Origin of the sequence: Paraburkholderia sp. A1RI_3L (assembly GCF_048957895.1) — a bacterium.
GTDB classification, from domain to species: Bacteria; Pseudomonadota; Gammaproteobacteria; order Burkholderiales; family Burkholderiaceae; genus Paraburkholderia; species Paraburkholderia kururiensis.
Genome location: NZ_JARCHA010000007.1, coordinates 206,700 through 223,317, shown reverse-complemented (window position 1 = coordinate 223,317; position 16,618 = coordinate 206,700). Strand labels below are relative to the sequence as shown.

14 protein-coding genes are annotated in these 16,618 nt (G+C 68.0%); 8 read left to right on the top strand and 6 right to left on the bottom strand.

All coding sequences use genetic code 11. The features are described from left to right. Window positions 1–116 precede the first annotated feature (116 nt). Window positions 117–305: a CsbD family protein gene (locus PXJ20_RS20135; RefSeq protein WP_421032030.1), complete on the bottom strand. Its 189-nt coding sequence runs from the start codon at window positions 303–305 to the stop codon at window positions 117–119. 311 nt (window positions 306–616) lie between these two features. Here PXJ20_RS20135 and PXJ20_RS20130 point away from each other — a divergent pair, with 311 nt between their 5' ends. Then, the gene (locus PXJ20_RS20130; RefSeq protein ID WP_421032029.1) at window positions 617–1,033 is read left to right on the top strand and encodes a response regulator; all 417 of its coding nucleotides are present in this window, start codon (window positions 617–619) and stop codon (window positions 1,031–1,033) included. Between the two features lie 73 nt (window positions 1,034–1,106). Here the strand turns inward: PXJ20_RS20130 and PXJ20_RS20125 are convergent, their stop codons facing one another. Both PXJ20_RS20125 and PXJ20_RS20120 read right to left on the bottom strand, forming a co-directional pair. Continuing rightward, on the bottom strand, window positions 1,107–1,682 hold the full coding sequence (locus PXJ20_RS20125) for a flavin reductase family protein (RefSeq protein WP_421032028.1): 576 nt from the start codon (window positions 1,680–1,682) through the stop codon (window positions 1,107–1,109). Between the two features lie 46 nt (window positions 1,683–1,728). Continuing rightward, a complete protein-coding gene (locus tag PXJ20_RS20120; protein ID WP_421032027.1) occupies window positions 1,729–2,637 on the bottom strand; it encodes a LysR family transcriptional regulator in 909 nt (302 codons plus the stop codon). Window positions 2,638–2,768: 131 nt separating this feature from the next. Between PXJ20_RS20120 and PXJ20_RS20115 the strand changes: the two genes are divergently transcribed. Together PXJ20_RS20115 and PXJ20_RS20110 are read left to right on the top strand one after the other, a co-directional pair. Further along, a complete protein-coding gene (locus tag PXJ20_RS20115) occupies window positions 2,769–3,422 on the top strand; it encodes a glutathione S-transferase family protein (protein WP_421032026.1) in 654 nt (217 codons plus the stop codon). 155 nt (window positions 3,423–3,577) lie between these two features. Beyond that, a complete protein-coding gene (locus PXJ20_RS20110; RefSeq protein ID WP_421032025.1) occupies window positions 3,578–4,588 on the top strand; it encodes a pyridoxamine 5'-phosphate oxidase family protein in 1,011 nt (336 codons plus the stop codon). Here the strand turns inward: PXJ20_RS20110 and PXJ20_RS20105 are convergent. Next, on the bottom strand, window positions 4,533–5,507 hold the full coding sequence (locus tag PXJ20_RS20105) for a LysR family transcriptional regulator (protein WP_421032024.1): 975 nt from the start codon (window positions 5,505–5,507) through the stop codon (window positions 4,533–4,535). The genes PXJ20_RS20110 and PXJ20_RS20105 overlap by 56 nt on opposite strands. Before the next feature lie 139 nt (window positions 5,508–5,646). On the opposite strand from PXJ20_RS20105, the gene PXJ20_RS20100 reads away from it, so the two are divergent. Continuing rightward, window positions 5,647–6,522 (top strand): aldo/keto reductase family oxidoreductase, encoded by an 876-nt coding sequence (locus tag PXJ20_RS20100; protein WP_421032023.1) that lies wholly within the window; start codon window positions 5,647–5,649, stop codon window positions 6,520–6,522. A 136-nt stretch (window positions 6,523–6,658) separates the two neighbouring features. On the opposite strand, the gene PXJ20_RS20095 is transcribed toward PXJ20_RS20100, so the two are convergent. Beyond that, window positions 6,659–7,579: a LysR family transcriptional regulator gene (locus PXJ20_RS20095; protein WP_421032022.1), complete on the bottom strand. Its 921-nt coding sequence runs from the start codon at window positions 7,577–7,579 to the stop codon at window positions 6,659–6,661. 157 nt (window positions 7,580–7,736) lie between these two features. Between PXJ20_RS20095 and PXJ20_RS20090 the strand changes: the two genes are divergently transcribed. The 4 genes from PXJ20_RS20090 to PXJ20_RS20075 all read left to right on the top strand — a co-directional run bounded on the left by PXJ20_RS20090 (window position 7,737) and on the right by PXJ20_RS20075 (window position 13,266). Then, window positions 7,737–8,981 carry an MFS transporter gene (locus PXJ20_RS20090; RefSeq protein ID WP_421032021.1) on the top strand — a complete coding sequence of 415 codons (1,245 nt, stop codon included), beginning with the start codon at window positions 7,737–7,739 and terminating at the stop codon, window positions 8,979–8,981. A gap of 127 nt (window positions 8,982–9,108) precedes the next feature. Beyond that, window positions 9,109–10,476: a c-type cytochrome gene (locus tag PXJ20_RS20085; RefSeq protein WP_421032020.1), complete on the top strand. Its 1,368-nt coding sequence runs from the start codon at window positions 9,109–9,111 to the stop codon at window positions 10,474–10,476. Continuing rightward, window positions 10,473–10,967 (top strand): (2Fe-2S)-binding protein, encoded by a 495-nt coding sequence (locus PXJ20_RS20080; RefSeq protein WP_421032019.1) that lies wholly within the window; start codon window positions 10,473–10,475, stop codon window positions 10,965–10,967. The genes PXJ20_RS20085 and PXJ20_RS20080 overlap by 4 nt, the downstream gene beginning before the upstream one ends. Before the next feature lie 16 nt (window positions 10,968–10,983). Beyond that, a complete protein-coding gene (locus PXJ20_RS20075) occupies window positions 10,984–13,266 on the top strand; it encodes a molybdopterin cofactor-binding domain-containing protein (protein WP_421032018.1) in 2,283 nt (760 codons plus the stop codon). Between the two features lie 43 nt (window positions 13,267–13,309). Here PXJ20_RS20075 and PXJ20_RS20070 read toward each other — a convergent pair whose 3' ends face one another. Next, entirely contained in the window at window positions 13,310–16,369 is a 3,060-nt protein-coding gene (locus tag PXJ20_RS20070; RefSeq protein ID WP_421032017.1) for an ATP-binding protein, read from the bottom strand. Window positions 16,370–16,618: the final 249 nt, after the last annotated feature.

Genomic DNA, 16,618 nt, shown 5'->3' with positions numbered 1-16,618 from the left:
CAGACGCAAGGCAGAGGTAAAGCGGGCGCAAAGCGCAAGGCAAGGTTTGCACGCAAGCGCTCCAGCACGGTCGGGACGGCCGGCGCTATGCGCCGTGCCGTCCCGCCGCAGACACATCAGTGACGGCGCGAAGCGTCGTCCTTGATGGCTTCCTTCATGTCGCCAATATCCTTGCGCGCCTGGCCGGCGCCCTGCTGAAGATCGCCCTTGAGCTCGCGGCCCGGGTTGTCGGTGGCCTTGCCCACCTGTTCGTTGACCTTGCCCTTCACTTTTTCGGCTACGCCCTTCACCTGGTCTTTGTTCATCTAGGTTCTCCCATAGGACTGCGACAACCTTGTCGCCCCGGTGAAATAGCAGCCGGCGTACCCGGCAAGGCCATGCCCGCCATGCGGCAAGGCCGCAAGCATCCGCGCGGCGCACCATGAAAGAAACGCCACCACCGTGCAAACAGGAGCGGCGCGCGGACGCCATCGGCGGCCGCGGAAAACGCCTGCACGCACCCACAGCACAAGACAAACGTCAGGCCCGCGAGGGGCAGGCACGGCAATCGCTACGCCACTTAACGGCGGCGGCACCGCGGTTGCAACGGTGACACCGCCCAGGAATGGAAAGGCTTATGACTACGCTGCTGCTTGTAGACGACGACCGGAATTTCCTGCGCGCGCTGCGGCTCGTGTTCGAGATCGACGGTTACCGCGTGCTCACCGCGCACGACGGTGTCGACGCAATGGCGCTCGCCGCCGCGCAACGGCCGGACGCCATCGTCACGGACCTGATGATGCCGGGCGTCGACGGGCTGGAGCTGTGCCGCCGTCTGAAAGCCGAGTGGCCCACGCTGCGCATTCCCGTCGTCATGCTGACCGCCACCTTCCCGCTGCCCGCGCGGGGCGACTGGCCGTGGGACGTGCTGCTCAGCAAGCCGGTGTCGGCGGCGCTGCTGCGGCGCGTGGTGGATTCGCTGCTGGGCGGCAGGACAGCCACACCGCAGGCGCATGGCCACAGGCCGCCGACGCGTGACTTGATGGAGCGGTAAGCCGGGCGTCAGCGCACGCCGCTACGCCCACACAACCATCAATGCGCGAGGCCGAGGCCCCGCCGCCCATGCCTCACAACGGCTTTGCTCTCACCTGATTCGATACCGGCACGAAGATGCCCGCGCCCAGGTGGTGGATGGTGTGCAGCCCGGCGTTCGATCCGTCGAAATTCCAGTGCCCGTTCGCAAACACGCGGCTGTCCGCGGCGGCGGCGACCACTTCGCCGAAGCAGGTGTCATAGGCGTCTTCGGTATGCGGCTCGCGAATCAGGCGGCACTCCATCCAGGCCGCGCATCCCGCTTCGATCAACGGCAACCCCAGCACCGGGCCTTGCACGGTTTCGATGCCGTACTTCGCGAACTTGTCCCCCTCGCGCCCGCTCGACGAACCCACCGCATACGTGTGGTCGATAAAGGCGGCACCCGGCACGCAGATGCCGAAGGTGCCGCTTGCCATGGCGAGTTCGCGCGTGAAAGTGTGCTTGTCGATCACCACGGCGATGCGCGGCGGCGTGAACTCCACGGGCATCGACCAGGCTGCGGCCATCACGTTGCGGCGGCTGCCGTCGGCGCTCGTAACGAGCACCGTGGGGCCGTGGTTGATGAGGCGGCTGGCATGTTCGAGTGCGACGGGTTTGAAGTGGCTCATGTCGGTCTGGGCGGAAGTGGACGGTAAATCGCGTGAACGGGTGAAGTCAGAACGGATGCCTTGGGCGGGTCTTGAGCGCATCAATCAAGGCCCGCACCTTGGGCGACGGATGGCTCGTGGAAGGATAAACGACGTGCACGCCCGCCGCCGGCGAGCGCCACGCGGGCAAGAGACGCACGAGGCGGCCCGCTTCGACGTCGGCGGCAATCGAAAAGTCTGTGAGGTAGCCGAAGCCCACGCCCGCGAGCGCGGCGGCGCGGGCGGCGGGCGCGGTGTCGGTGGTGAACGCGCGCTTGCAGCGCACGCTGCGCTTGTCGCCGCGCGCGTTCACGAGTTCCAGCGCCTGCGGACGGCCCGGCACGGGCCGCGCCACGTAGGGCCGGTCCGCGAGCGCCTCGGGCGTGAGCGGCTCGCCCCATGCCGCAATCCATTCGGGGCTCGCCACGAGCCAGCGCTCGTAGCCGTCCACCTTCGCCGCGCGGTAATTCGAATCGGCAAGGCGGCCCAGCCGCACCGCGACATCCACGTTTTCCGTCACAAGGTCGATGACGCGGTCGTTGCAGAGCAGTTCGACATCGAGTTCGGGGTTCGCCGCGCGCAACGCCGCGAGCGCGGGCACCACCACGACCGACCCGTAGTCCACCGGCGCGCTCACGCGCAGCGTGCCGCGCAACGGCCCCGTGCCACCCGATACGGCCGCGAGCGCCTCGTTGGCCGTGCGCAGAATCGCCACGCTCGCTTCGTAGAACGCGCGGCCGGCGTCGGTTACGTTCAGGCGCCGCGTGGTGCGCACCAGCAGGCTTGCGCCCACCTCGGCCTCGAGCCGCTGCATGTGCGTGCTGACCATCGTCTTCGCGAGACCCAGCCGCCCGGCCGCGGCCGTCAGGGACCCGGCCTCCACCACGGCGGCGAAGATCGCCAGCCGGTTCAGATTCACGTCGCGTACGTCGGCCATCGCTGATTGTCCACTCGGAAAGGATTATGTTTCCGCGATTATCCGTCTTCACCGGACGCGGCGCACGCCCTACGCTTCAGTCCACGCCCTTTCAGGTGCCCTCTCAACCCGACACCAGACGGAGACCTCGCATGTCGCCCACGCCCGCTACCTCGCGTCCGCGCCACCCCATTCGCCTTTACACGACGCGCCTGTCGGGCCACGGCCACCGCGTACAGCTGTTTCTCACGATGCTCGATCTGCCGTTCGAAGTGGTCGAGGTGAACATGAAGGCCGGCGACAACCGCCGCCCCGAGTTTCTCGCGCTCAATCCGTTCGGGCAGGTGCCCGTGATCGAAGACGGCGAAACCGTGCTGTTCGATTCGAACGCGATTCTCGTCTACCTCGCGAAGCGTTACGGCGACGCGTCGTGGCTGCCCGACGACCCGCAAGGCGCCGCGGCCGTGCAGCGCTGGCTCTCGCTGGCCGCGGGGCCCATCGCCTACGGTCCGTGCGCGGCGCGGCTCGTCACCGTGTTCGGCGCGCCGCTCGACCACGCATTCACTCAACGTGTCGCGGTGAAGCTCTTCGACGTAATCGAAGGCGAGTTCGCGAACAAGCGCTTTGCAGCGGGCGACACGCCGACCATCGCGGATGTCGCCGCCTACGCGTACATCGCCCACGCGCCGGAAGGCGGCATTTCGCTCGATCCGTATCCGAACCTGCGGGCGTGGCTGCGCCGCATCGAAGCGTTGCCGCGCTTCGTCCCGATGCCGCAGACGAAGGCCGGGCTGCTCGCTGAATGAGTGGCCCGGCGAGTCGCTGAACGAACGGGTGAATGCGTTGCCGAGTAAGCAGCAGAATGCGTCGCCAAATGAGTGGCCGAAGCGCGCGGCACACGCCCGGTGCCGCGCCGTCCGTGCAGCTTCAGCGTGCCATCGTGTCTCAGGAGAAGCCCATCATGTCCGACCTTTCGACGTTACCGCCGCCTCTTTCGCTTGACGAGCCGCGTGCCGACTGGCCGTTTCACGCCGGCGAACTCGAAGCCCAGGTGCGTGCGGGCGCAGGCAGCGGCGGTAATAGCGGCAACAGCGGCGGAACGCGCGGCATCCGCACCTATCTGCCGGAGCAGCATCGCGCGTTCTATGCGGAGCTGCCTTTCATGGTGCTGGGCGGGCTCGATGCCAACGGCCAGCCGTGGGCGACGCTGCGCGTGGGCGAGCCTGGCTTCATCTTCTCGCCAGACCCCGAAACGCTGCGTATTGCGGGTCACGCGTTGCCCGGCGATCCGCTGGCCGATGCATGGAACGTGGGCGCGGCGCTGGGCGGCCTCGGCATCCAGTTCACGACGCGGCGGCGCAATCGCGTGAACGGCATCGTCACCGCTGCCGGCAACGGCGCCTTCACGCTGCATGTGAGCCAGAGCTTCGGCAACTGCCCCAAATACATCCAGCGCCGCGAACCGCTGCCGCTGCCGCTGCAACGCGATGCATCCGCGCGTGCCGCGGCACCGCAGCGCGTCGCCACCGCGCTCGACGACACCGACCGTGCGCTCATCGCGACCGCCGATACGTTTTTTATTGCCAGCGCCAACCTGGCCGACGACGCCGGGCCCGCGCGCGGCGTGGACGTCTCGCATCGCGGCGGCCTGCCGGGCTTCGTGCGCGTGGACGACGCCCGCACGCTGACCGCGCCCGACTTCAAGGGCAACCACTTCTTCAACACGCTCGGCAATCTGGTCAGCCAACCGCGCGCGGGGCTTCTTTTCATCGACTTCGAACACGGCGATCTGCTCTATCTCGCCGTGCAGGCCGAGGTGATCTGGAGCGGCCCGGAACTCGACGCGTTCGCAGGCGCCGAGCGGCTGGTGCGGTTCCACATCGAAGAGGTGAGGCGCAGCGCGGCAGTGGTGCCGTTCAGGTGGTCGGCGGTGGAGTATGCGGCGCAGTTTGCGCAGCAGCCGTCAACGTAGCCGGCCCCGCAGCCGCCGCCGCAGCAGCCTCGCTCCGCTTCAGAAAATCGATGAACGCCCGCAGCGGCGCGGGCACGTGGCGATGGCCCGGGTAGTACAGGAACGGCCCCGAAAACCGCTGCCACCACGGCTCCAGAATCGGCTCCAGCGCGCCGCTTTCGAGGTGCGGCCGCAGCATGTCCTCGAACAGGTGCACCACGCCGACGCCCGCGAGCGCCGTGCTCACCACGAGGTCCATCGCCGCCGCGGGCCGCACCACCAGCGTGCCGGGCGGGTCGAGCCGCACCACTTCCCCGTCGCGCTCGAAGGTCCACATGGCCATCGCGCCGCCCGCGAACTGGCCGCGCAGGCATACGTGGCCGAGCAGGTCGCGCGGATGCTCGGGGCGTCCGTGCAGATCGAGGTAAGCCGGCGTCGCGGCGGTCGCGAAACGCTCCACGCGCGGGCCGATGGGCACCGCGATCATGTCCTGTTCGAGCCGCTCGTCGTAGCGGATGCCGGCGTCGCAGCCCACCTCGAGCACGTCGACGAAGCCATCCTCCACCACCACTTCCACGCGGATGCCGGGATACGCCTGCAAGAACGGCGGAATCACGCCGGGCAACACGATGTGCGCGGCACTGGAGGGCACGTTGAGCTTCAGCGTGCCGGCGGGCTTGTCGCGAAAACCGTTCAGCACGTCGAGCGCGGCTTCCATCTCCGCGAAAAGCGGCGTGAGCTTTTCGATGAGGCGCTGGCCCGCCTCGGTGGGCGCCACGCTGCGCGTGGTGCGGTTGAGCAGGCGCAGACCCAGCTTCGTCTCGAGGCGCCGCACCGCCGCGCTGAGACTGGACGCCGACACGCCGCTCGCGCGCGCCGCGTCGCGAAAGCCGCCCGCGCGCGCGACGGCGACGAAGGCGGCCAGATCGTTCATTTCCATGCCGGGGGTGTCCTGAGAAGGCATTGACTGTGCAGATTTTCGAACAACCTGTACACACTAGCCCGGATTATCGAACAACGCAGTTGCGCTCATACTGGCCCTCGCCTCCTGTCCCACCACCCCACCCAAGGAGAACGACATGGCTACCCTCCATTCCACTCGCACCTTCCAGCTTGGCGATCGCACCGTGAACCGCATGGGTTACGGCGCCATGCAGCTGGCCGGCCCCGGCGTGTTCGGACCGCCGAAAGACCGCGCCGCCTGCATCGCCGTGCTGCGCGAAGCCGTGGAAGCGGGCGTGAATCACATCGATACGAGCGACTTCTACGGCCCGCACGTCACCAACCAGATCATTCGCGAAGCGCTGCACCCGTACCCGGACAACCTCGTGATCGTGACCAAGGTAGGCGCCGTGCGTAACGCCGAGGGCGCCTGGCTGCCCGCGCAGGAACCCGCGCAGCTCGCCCAGGGCGTGCACGACAATCTGCGCAATCTGGGCCTCGACGTCATGGACGTCGTGAACCTGCGGGTCATGGGCGACGTCCATCGCCCTTCGGAAGGATCGATCGAAAAGCAGGTGACCGCGCTCGCGGAGCTTCAGCAGAAAGGGCTCGTGCGCCACATTGGCCTCAGCAACGCAACGGCCGCGCAGGTGGCCGAAGCGCAGCGCATCGCGCCGGTGCTGTGCGTGCAGAACCACTACAACGTGGTCCACCGCGACGACGACGCGCTCATCGACCACCTCGCCGCACAAGGCATCGCCTACGTGCCGTTCTTTCCGCTGGGCGGCTTTTCGCCGATCCAGTCGACGAAGCTTGCGGAGATCGCCCACGCGCTGGACGCCACGCCCATGCAGGTCGCGCTCGCCTGGCTGCTGCACCGCGCACCCAACATCCTGCTGATTCCGGGCACGTCGTCCGTGGGGCATCTGCGCGAAAACCTGAAGGCTGCGGCGTTCGAATTGAGCAGCGACGTGCTGGCCGAGATGGAGGCGATCGGCGCCGAGGGGCGCTGAGGGGCACTGAGGGGGATAAGGCCGCGCGTGGCATGTGGTGTCCCATGCCGTGCATGCAATCGGAGCACGCAGCTTGCCTCGCCTCTCTTGAACCCACGATCTGTGCCGCCAACAGGGCCGATCCGGCAGAACGCCGCTACGCGCCTTCGCGCAGTGCGAGCCGCGCTTCGAGGAACTGCAGCAACGCGCGCACCTTCGACGAATTGCGCCGGTTCGGCAGATACGCGGCGTAAGCCACCACCTCGCCGCTTTGCGGTGTGACTCGGTAGTCGTGAAAGAAACGCAGCAGGCGGCCGGCCGCGAGATCGTCGTTCACGAGCCAGTCGGGCAATAGCGCGAAACCCTGCCCCGCGTGCACGGCTTCGAGCAGCATGTCGAGGCTGTTCGACACCAGCCGCCCGCGCACCGGCACACGTTCCTCGCCGTCGTCGCGCGTGAAGGTCCACACCTGGCGCGCGCGATAACTGCCGCCATAGGCAATGCGCACGCACTCGCGCCCGGCAAGTTCCGCGGGCGTTTGCGGCGCGCCTGCGCGCTCCACGTAAGCCGCGCTCGCCACCACGAAGCGCGGGTTCGCTGCGAGCGTTCTCGCGATCAAGCCAGGATCGTTCGACGGCAAGCCGATGCGTACCGCCACGTCGATACGTTCCAGCGCGAGGTCCACGAAGCGGTCGGACACCAGCACGTCAAGCGCCACGCGCGGGTAGGCGTCGAGGAACGCGGCCAGATGCGGCGCGAGCACCATGCGGTTGTACGTGGCGGGCACGGTGACGCGCAGCGCGCCCACGGGTTCGGCACCGCTGTCCAGCACGCTCTCGTCGGCCTCGGCGAGTTCGTCGAGCAGCTTCGAGACTTGCGCCACGTAGGCCACCCCGGCGTCCGTGAGGCTCACGCGGCGCGGCGTACGCGTGAGCAGCGCGGTACCGAGCGACGCTTCGAGCGCATCCATGAGCCGCGTCACCGACGACGTGGCCACGCCAAGCCGCTGCGCGGCCTTGGCGAAGCCGCCGGCATCGGCCACTTCGAGCAGCGTAGTGAGGGCGAGCAGTTTGTCCATGCGGCGGATTATGCCAGCGCAGGCGCGGCCCACAGGCCGCCGTTGCGCTGTGCGCAATGCCGGGTTGCGCACCGTACGTATTCCGCGCGAGGGACCGGCCCCCTATGCTTGGCGCGGTCGGTACCTATCGCTGGTACTCATCGTTCAAGGAGTCGTCATGTCCACGCCGTCACCTGCTCTGACCCACCCCGGCCAGGCCGCCGGACTCAGCCAGGGGCTCATTGCGCTGTTCGCCTTCAGTTGCGGCGCCATCGTCGCGAACCTCTACTACGCGCAGCCCATCACCGAACTGATCGGGCCGTCACTGCACATGTCGGACGGCACGGCGAGCCTCATCGTCTCGCTCACGCAGATCGGCTACGCGCTCGGTCTCTTCTTCATCGTGCCGCTCGGCGACCTGCTCGAAAACCGCAAGCTCATGATCGCGACCGCCGTGGTCTCCATTGCGAGCCTCGCGGTGGCGTCGATGGTGCATTCGGCGGGCGCGTTCCTCGCGGTCTCGCTGCTGATCGGCTTCAGCTCGGTGGCCGTGCAGATCCTGATTCCGCTCGCCGCGCACCTCGCACCGGACCACTCGCGCGGGCGCGTGGTGGGCACCATCATGGGCGGGCTGCTGCTCGGCATTCTGCTGTCGCGGCCGCTTTCCAGCATCGTGGCCGGGCACTTCGGCTGGCGTGTGGTGTTCGCGGGCGCCGCGGTCGTGATGACCATCGTCACCACCGTGCTCGCGCTCACCATCGCGCCGCGCAAGCCCGATCATCGCGCTACGTACTTCGAGCTGATCGGCTCGCTGCTGCACCTCGTGCGCACGATGCCGGTGCTGCGCCATCGCGCGCTGTACCAGGCGCTCATGTTCGCGTCGTTCAGCCTGTTCTGGACCGCGGTGCCCATCGAACTCACGCGCCACTACGGGCTTTCGCAAACTGCCATCGGCGTGTTCGCGCTGGTGGGGGCAATCGGCGCGACGTCTGCGCCGGTAGCGGGCCGGCTCGCCGATGCGGGCCACTCGCTGCGCGCCACGCTCGTCGCCCTCGTGGCAGGGGCGCTGGCCTTTGCGCCGGCGCTGATTCATCCGGTCTGGGGTGTGCTCGGCCTTGTCGTGACCGGCATCGCGCTCGACTTCGCCGCGCAGATGAACATGGTGCTCGGCCAGCGCGAAATCTATGCGCTGCACGCGGCAAGCCGCAACCGGTTGAATGCGCTTTACATGACGAGCATCTTCGTGGGCGGCGCGATCGGCTCGGCGCTCGCCAGCGTGCTCTACGAACATGGCGGCTGGCCGCTCGTGGCGGGCGTGGCCATGACGTTCCCCGTTCTCGCGCTGCTGCATTTCCTCGCGGTGGGACGGCCGCATGTGCGCAATCAGGCGAGCCAGGCGCGCCAGGCCACGCCGTCGGCGTGAGCATGCGTGTGACCAGTACGCGCTTCAGAACGATTAAGCCCCAGTTTCAGGCCTCGTCAGGACAAACAGGGCGGGTCTGACACAGACTAGGCGCCATCGTTGAACCCGCAAGCAGGCCAGGAGCGACATGAATCGCAGACGACTATGGATCGCCGCAGCCGGTCTCGCCATCGCGGCGTTCGCTGTAGCAGCCGGCATCCTGTACGAGCCCGCCATCAACCCCGTGCCGGTGCCCTCGCCCGCCGGCTTCGACCCGCAGCTCGTGCGCGAAGGCGCGCGCGTGGTGGCGCTGGGCGACTGCGTGGTGTGCCACACGTCGCAAGGCGGCCGGCCCTTTGCGGGCGGCCTGCCGCTCGCCACGCCGTTCGGCACGATCTACGCCACCAACATCACGCCCGACGCCGACACGGGCATCGGCCACTGGTCTGAAGCCGCATTCGCGCGCGCCTTGCGGCACGGCATTGCGCGCGACGGCCATCAGCTTTATCCCGCCTTTCCCTACGTCCATTTCACGCGCATGCCGGAGCACGACATCTCGGCGGCCTACGCGTATCTCATGAGCCGCGAGCCGGTTCGTGCGACCACGCCCGCGAACCAGCTGGTCTTCCCGCTCAACTTCCGGCCGCTCGTCGCGTTCTGGAACGTGCTGTTTTTAAGGCCTGGTCCACGCGAGCCCGACGCTTCGCACGACGCCGTCTGGAATCGCGGCAAGCTGCTCGTGGACGGCTTGGGTCACTGCGCCTCGTGTCATTCGCCGCTCAACGCGATTGGCGGCGAAAAGGCGGGCCGCGCGTTCGACGGCGGCATCGTGGACGGCTGGGAAGCCCCGCCGCTCAATGCGCTTTCCGAAGCGGTGCGGCCCTGGAGCGAGGCGCAGCTGGTCGAATACCTGCGCACGGGGCGGGCCTCGGAACACGGCGCCGCGGCAGGCCCCATGCTGCCCGTGACGCGCGACCTTGCACGCGTGCCAACCGAAGACGTGCAGGCCATTGCGACTTACCTCCTTTCGATCCAGAAGACGCCCGCCTCTACCGCCTCTACCGAGGCAACAGCGAACGCAACGGCCAACGCAACAGCCAACGCAACGGCGGACACAACCGCCGCGATCACGCCAGCCTCGTCGCATCCCACCACGCCCGCCGAACAACGCGGCGCCGTGCTCTTCAACGCGTCCTGCGCGCAATGCCACGGTCCGGCGTCGCCCATGCAGACCATCGGCGAGCGCCCCACCCTTGCGTTCAGCACCGCGGTGAACGCCGCGACACCGCGCAACGCGATCCAGATGATGCTCAACGGCATCGCGTGGCACGGCGAAGACGCCATCAACTACATGCCCGCATTCAGCGGCCTCTACGACGACCGCCAGATCGCGGACCTCGCCGCCTACCTCCGCGGCGCGTATTCGGCGAAGCCAGCATGGCCCGCGTGGTCCGATGCCGCACCGCTCGTCGCCGGCCTCAGGAAGACGCTCAAAACGGAGAACCCCGCACGATGATCTCCCTCACCGTGAACGGCGTGCAGCACGCGCTCGACATCGATCCGTCCACGCCGCTGCTCTACGTATTGCGCAACGATCTGCACCTGCACGGCGCGAAGTTCGGCTGCGGCCTCGGGCAATGCGGCGCGTGCACCGTGATCGTGGATGGCGAAGCGACGTTCTCGTGCCTGCTGCCCGTGAGCGCCGTGGGCACGCGCCCGGTGCGCACCATCGAAAGCCTGGGCACGGCAACGCATCCGGGGCCGCTGCAAAAGGCGTTTATCGAGCACCAGGCCGCGCAGTGCGGCTACTGCATCGCGGGCATGATCATGCGCGCCCAGGCGCTGCTGGAGCGCAACCCGCATCCCACCGAACAACAACTGCGCGAGCACATGGAGCCGAACCTCTGCCGCTGCGGCACGCACATGCGCATCCTCGCCGCCATTCGCGAGGTGGCCGGGCTGCCGGAGCCGAAGGCAGAAGCCGCCGCTGCGCACATCCCCACCTGAGAGCAAGGGCCGACCGATGAACCCTCAAGACGAATCCATCGACGAAGGCCGCCGCCGCTTCATGGTGTCGGGCGCGCTCGTCGTGACGTTCAGCCTCGTGCCGGGCGCCGAGGCGCTCGCCCAGCAGGTGATCGCCGACGAAGGCGCGGCCGTGCACGTGGCGAAGGAAACGCAGATGCTGGCGGGCAGCCTGAAGACCAACCCGCTGCTCGACGCGTGGATCAAGATCACGCCCGAAGGCAAGGTCACCGTGTTCACGGGCAAGGTGGAACTGGGCACCGGCGTGCGCACCGCGTTGCTTCAGGTGGCCGCCGAAGAGCTGGACATGGCACCCTCGCTCATCACGTTTCTCACGGCGGACACAGGCGCCTCGCCCGACGAAGGGCTCACCGCGGGCAGCCACACCATGGCGGATAGCGGCAGCGCGCTGCTGAACGCCTCGGCGCAGGTGCGCGGCCTGCTCGTGGAAGCCGCCGCGAAACGCTTCGGCGTAGCGAGCAGCGAACTCGTAACGCGCGACGCCGTGATCCACGCGCCGGACGGCCGCACCATGACGTACGGCGAAGCGGTGGGTTTCGTGGATCTGCATCGCAATGCGACGCCCACCTCGCCGCTCAAAGACCCGAAGACGTTCAACGTGATCGGCACGTCGCTGCCGCGGCTCGACATTCCGTCGAAGGTCACGGGCGGCGTGAGCTACGTGCAGGACATGCAACTGCCCGGCATGCTGCACGCACGCGTCGTGATGCCGCCGTCGTACGACGCGAAACTGCTCGACACCAACGAGCACGACGTCATGAAGCTGCCCGGCGTCGTGAAGGTGGTGCGCAACGGCAGCATGCTCGCCGTGGTCGCGAAGGGCGAGTGGCAGGCTGTGGTGGCACAGCGCGCGCTCATGGCAGGTAGCACGTGGTCGCCTGGCCGCGCCTTGCCCGACCCGGCCACCGTGCATCGCGACCTCAAGACGCTTGCTACCCAGCAAATCAAGATCGCGGACCAGCACGCACCCACGTCGCCTGCCGTGAAGACCCTCAACGCGCGCTACGAAAAGCGCTACCTGCTGCATGGATCGATTGGTCCTTCGTGTTCGGTGGCGTTGTTCGACGCGGGCAAGCTCACGGTGTGGACGCACTCGCAAGGCGTCTATCCGCTGCGCGAAGCGCTCGCCGACATGCTGAGCCTGCCGAAAGAGAACGTGCGCTGCATCCACACCGAAGGCTCCGGCTGCTACGGCCACAACGGCGCCGACGACGTGGCCGCGCACGCCGCGTTGATCGCCGCGGTGCGGCCGGGCGAGCCTATCCGCGTGCAATGGATGCGTGAGCAGGAGCACGTCTGGGACCACTTCACGCCCGCGATGGTGACGGAAGTGAGCGCGTCGCTGGATGCAAACGGGCAGATCGTGGACTGGCGCTACGCGCTCTGGAGCAGTTCGCACAACGAGCGCATCGTCAACGCGGGGCGCTTGCTGCCGGCGCGCATGCTCGAAAAGCCGTTCGTTTCGGCGCCTTCCGTGCCGATGCTGCAACCGGAGGGCGGCGGCGACCGCAACGCGATTCCGCTCTACGCGCTGCCGAACCGGTACGTGATGAACAACTTCTCGCCGACCATGCCGTTGCAGACCTCGGCCATGCGCTCGCTGGGCGCGCATACGAACGTGTTCACCATCGAGAGCTTCATGGACGAACTCGCGCACGCCGCGAAGATCGACCCGGTGGAATTCCGCCTGCGGCATCTGGACGACCCGCGCGCGAAGGACGTGATCCGGCTCGCGGCGGAACGCTTCGGCTGGCAACGTGCGATGTCTTCGCCGCGCGCCCGTCATCACGGCGTGGGCTTCGGCTTCGCGAAGTACAAGAACCTGATGGCCTACGTGGCGATGGCCGTGGAAATATCGGTGGAACCCGAAACGGGCCAGGTGACGCTGGAGCGCGCCGAGGTGGCCGTGGACTCGGGGCAGATCGTGAATCCGGACGGCATCCGCAACCAGATTGAAGGCGGCGTGATCCAGTCCGCAAGCTGGACGCTGCACGAAGCACTGCGCTACGACACCGAACGCATTCGCAGCTTCGACTGGAGCAGCTATCCGATCCTGCGTTTTTCGTCGGTGCCTAAGCGCGTCGCCGTGCATCTGATCGACCGGCCCGGCACGCCGTTTCTGGGCGCCGCCGAAGCCGCGATGGGACCGACGGCGGGCGCACTCGCGAATGCGCTTTTCGACGCGACGGGTCTGCGCATTCGCGAGATGCCGCTGGCCGGCGACGCGCTACGGCGCCGAATGGAACAAACGCAAGCGTAAAGGCGCCCGCCGCCGCTGCGGCTTCACCGCCTCATGCGCAGGCTCACTGCAACGACCGCGCCGCCGGATGGACGGCAAGCGCGGCCGTTTGCCAGGCCTGCTGTGCCGGCGACGCCGTCGCCTTCTGCGACGAAGCGGTCTCGCTGCCATAACCGGCCTCGGCGGCACGCGAAGTGCCCATCTTCTTCGCCAGCGTGTCGCCCAGCGTGACGAGACGGCGAATGTCCGGTGCATCCGAGTGCAGGTCGAAACGCGGCGAGAGGTCCGCCGTGAGCGCCGCCGCCTGCCGCACCTGCCCTTTCTCCGCCAGATGCCCCGCGAAGTCGAGCGCCGCGCGCAGTTCCCACATGGGCGCGTCGTGCTCATGGGCAAGCTTCATCGCATCGGAAAGCAGCCGGCGGCCCGCGGCCTCGTGCATTTCTGCGGCGTCGGGTGCGCGTTCGGCCACCCGGCGTGCACGCTCCAGTTCCACGACGCCGCGCACGCGCAGCAGCTCCGGCAAGAAGATGTGCTCGCCGTTCGCCTCGCCATGCGCGAGCATTTCGTCGAGCCTTGCGCGCGCTTCATCGATGCGCCCCGCCCGCGCGAGCCCTTCGGTCCACACCACGATCAGGGGCGTGACGAGCCGCCGAAAGCCGCGCGCGAGCAGGCGCGCCAGCGCGGGCCCCATGCGCGCAAGCCCCGCCTCGGTACGCCAGCATTCGATATCGATCTGCCCGGCGAGGCATTCCGCGTAGTCCTGCCAGCTTTCGAAGCGATGGATCGCAACCTGCGAACGCAGGATGGTGAGGTAGCGCGACGCGGTCTCCAGCTCGCCGCATTGCAGCGCGAGCGGCACGACGCCCACCGCAAGCAGATGGCTGAGCGACGGCTCGAGCATGTCGGCCCTCACGCGATTCATGGCCTTCTCGATGTACTGCATGGCACGTTCGGCGTCGCCCTGAATCCAGGCAATACGCGCGAGCGTGGCGTTGCCGATGATGAGCGGATCGACCGAAAGCGAGCACTCCGAAGGCCGCGACTCGTCGATGGAATCCATGACGCGTTCGATGCGCTGGCGCGCCTGTTCGTGTTCGCCGAAGAGGTGCAGCGACACGGCCACCATCAGCGCGGCGAGCGCCTGCTGGAACGGCGAGCCGCTGCGCTCCGAGAGATGCTGGAAGCGCGTCGCGAAGCGCATCGAGGCGTGAATGTCGCTCGTGGTGAGCATGGTGTTCCACAGGCCCCAGAGCGCGCGCGCCTGAAACGTGTCGTCGCCGGCGTCGCGCGCGAGCCAGAGCACCCGGTTCCAGAGCGACAGGGCGTTCTGCACGGGCACGTCGGTGTAGAGCAGCGTGGAGGCATACGCGGTGCACAGGCGCATTTCGCAGACGGTGTCCACGGCGCCCGCGGGCAACGTGTCCAGTATCGCGAGCGCGCGTTGTGCGCGGTCACGGCATTCGTGCACGAGGCCCGCTTCGAACAGCGTGCAGACCAGCGCGCCGGCCAGCGCCACGCCGAGCGCGCGGTCGCCGTCGCCAGCGAGCGCCCAGTCGCAGGCCGTGCGAGCCTCGTCGAGCGATGGCTGCGGGCGCTCCTGCGCGGCGCCGCCGGCCGGGTGCCCGCCCGCGGGCAGCGCGCTTTCTTCCATGCGCTTTTGCACGTGCAACATGTGGCGCGTGCCGATCAATTGCACCTCGCCCTCGTCGCGCAGCTTTTCCATGGCGTAGGCGCGCGTCGATTCGGTGAGCCGGTATTGGGCAATGGCGCCGCGGCACTCCACGTTGACGAGCGACTTCGTGGCCAGCTCGCCGAGGCTCGTGATGACGGACGCGACCGGCATGCCGGGCTCGGTCGCCACCGCACACACGGCGTCGAAGTTGAACGTGCCCGTGAAGAACGCGAGCCGCCTGAAGAGCGCCTTCGAGGTGGCGTCGAGCAGCGCGTAGCTCCAGTCGAACGTGGCGCGCAAGGCCTGGTGGCGCGGCAAGGCTGAACGCAGGCCGCCCGTGAGCAGATTCAGGCGGTCGTCGAGCCGCGAGGCCACGCCTTCCACGCCGAGCGTGGCGACCCGCGCCGCGGCCAGCTCCACGGCAAGCGGCAAACCTTCGAGGCGCCGGCAGATGTCGGCCACGATCGCAAGGCTCGCTTCGTCCGCCGCACACCCGGGCACGATGGCGCGTGCGCGATGCAGGAACAGCTCGACGGCAGAATGGGCGAGGATCGCATCGGCGGATGCCCCATTGGCCGGCACGGCGAGCGGCTCCACGCGAAACACGCATTCGGTCCAGATGCGCAGCGGCTCGCGGCTCGTCACGAGCACGCGCAACGCCGGGTTGCGCAGCACCAGCACTTCGACAAGGCTCGCCACCGCGTCGATCACGTGCTCCGCATTGTCGAGCACGAGCAGGCAGCCGGTGTCCGCCAGGGTGTCGGCTAACGCGTCGGCCACGCTCTGTGCACTGAGCGGCGCGGCAGCATCGGCCAGGCCCAGGGCGGCTGCGAGCGTGGCGAGCACGGCATCGGGCGACGACGCCTGGGCCAGCTCGACGAAGTACACGCTGAGGTTGCCGCGATCGCGCATTTCCCGCGCGACGTGCACGGCAAGGCAGGTCTTGCCGATGCCGCCCGCGCCCACCAGGGTGGTAACGGCCGTGCGGGTGGTCTGATCGACGATCTGCTCGACTTCGGCCTGCCGTCCGATCAGACGCGAAACGCCCACGGGCAGCATGCGGCCTCGCGGCGTTGTAGTCGATTGCCGCGAGCCTGCGGCCCGGGTGTCGAGGTCGGCATCGGCGTGGGAGGCGGCGTCGGTGCCTGGATCGGCCGTGCGCGCGGCGTGGGCCACGAGCAGATAGCCGCGGCCCGGCACGGTCTTGATGAGATCGCGGTCGCCGCCCAGCAGCTTGCGCAGCGCGGCAATGTGCACCTGAAGCCGGTTCTCTTCGACGATCAGGCCGGGCCAGACGGCATCCATGATGTCGTCCTTGGAAAGAATCGCGCCGTTGGCACGAAAGAGCACTTCCAGAATGTCGAGCGCCCGCGCGCCGACACGCAGCGAGCGGCCGTGCTGATGAACTTCGCGCTGGTCGAAATTCACCAGCAATGTGCCGATCCTATTCATGGCCACTCTCCTCGCTTCTGGCAGCGTTTTGCAATGGCGCCTCGGGCGCGCACCCGCCTGATGAAATGTCAAAAATGTAAACGGGCGGTAATATCCTGTCTTGAACAATAGTGCTCACGCACACCATGGCGCAGTCCTGCGCAGCCGTCCGTAGTTGTCCCGTAGTTGTCCCGTAGTTGTCCCGTAGTTGTCCCGTAGTTGTCCTGCAATTGTCTTTAGCCGGGCCGTCTGCGCCGCCCGTCACGACGA

Bases quoted from the DNA above. Each gene is read 5' to 3' on its own strand.
- PXJ20_RS20135 (WP_421032030.1), bottom strand. From the start codon at position 305: ATGAACAAAGACCAGGTGAAGGGCGTAGCCGAAAAAGTGAAGGGCAAG.
- PXJ20_RS20130 (WP_421032029.1), top strand. From the start codon at position 617: ATGACTACGCTGCTGCTTGTAGACGACGACCGGAATTTCCTGCGCGCG.
- PXJ20_RS20125 (WP_421032028.1), bottom strand. From the start codon at position 1,682: ATGAGCCACTTCAAACCCGTCGCACTCGAACATGCCAGCCGCCTCATC.
- PXJ20_RS20120 (WP_421032027.1), bottom strand. From the start codon at position 2,637: ATGGCCGACGTACGCGACGTGAATCTGAACCGGCTGGCGATCTTCGCC.
- PXJ20_RS20115 (WP_421032026.1), top strand. From the start codon at position 2,769: ATGTCGCCCACGCCCGCTACCTCGCGTCCGCGCCACCCCATTCGCCTT.
- PXJ20_RS20110 (WP_421032025.1), top strand. From the start codon at position 3,578: ATGTCCGACCTTTCGACGTTACCGCCGCCTCTTTCGCTTGACGAGCCG.
- PXJ20_RS20105 (WP_421032024.1), bottom strand. From the start codon at position 5,507: ATGGAAATGAACGATCTGGCCGCCTTCGTCGCCGTCGCGCGCGCGGGC.
- PXJ20_RS20100 (WP_421032023.1), top strand. From the start codon at position 5,647: ATGGCTACCCTCCATTCCACTCGCACCTTCCAGCTTGGCGATCGCACC.
- PXJ20_RS20095 (WP_421032022.1), bottom strand. From the start codon at position 7,579: ATGGACAAACTGCTCGCCCTCACTACGCTGCTCGAAGTGGCCGATGCC.
- PXJ20_RS20090 (WP_421032021.1), top strand. From the start codon at position 7,737: ATGTCCACGCCGTCACCTGCTCTGACCCACCCCGGCCAGGCCGCCGGA.
- PXJ20_RS20085 (WP_421032020.1), top strand. From the start codon at position 9,109: ATGAATCGCAGACGACTATGGATCGCCGCAGCCGGTCTCGCCATCGCG.
- PXJ20_RS20080 (WP_421032019.1), top strand. From the start codon at position 10,473: ATGATCTCCCTCACCGTGAACGGCGTGCAGCACGCGCTCGACATCGAT.
- PXJ20_RS20075 (WP_421032018.1), top strand. From the start codon at position 10,984: ATGAACCCTCAAGACGAATCCATCGACGAAGGCCGCCGCCGCTTCATG.
- PXJ20_RS20070 (WP_421032017.1), bottom strand. From the start codon at position 16,369: ATGAATAGGATCGGCACATTGCTGGTGAATTTCGACCAGCGCGAAGTT.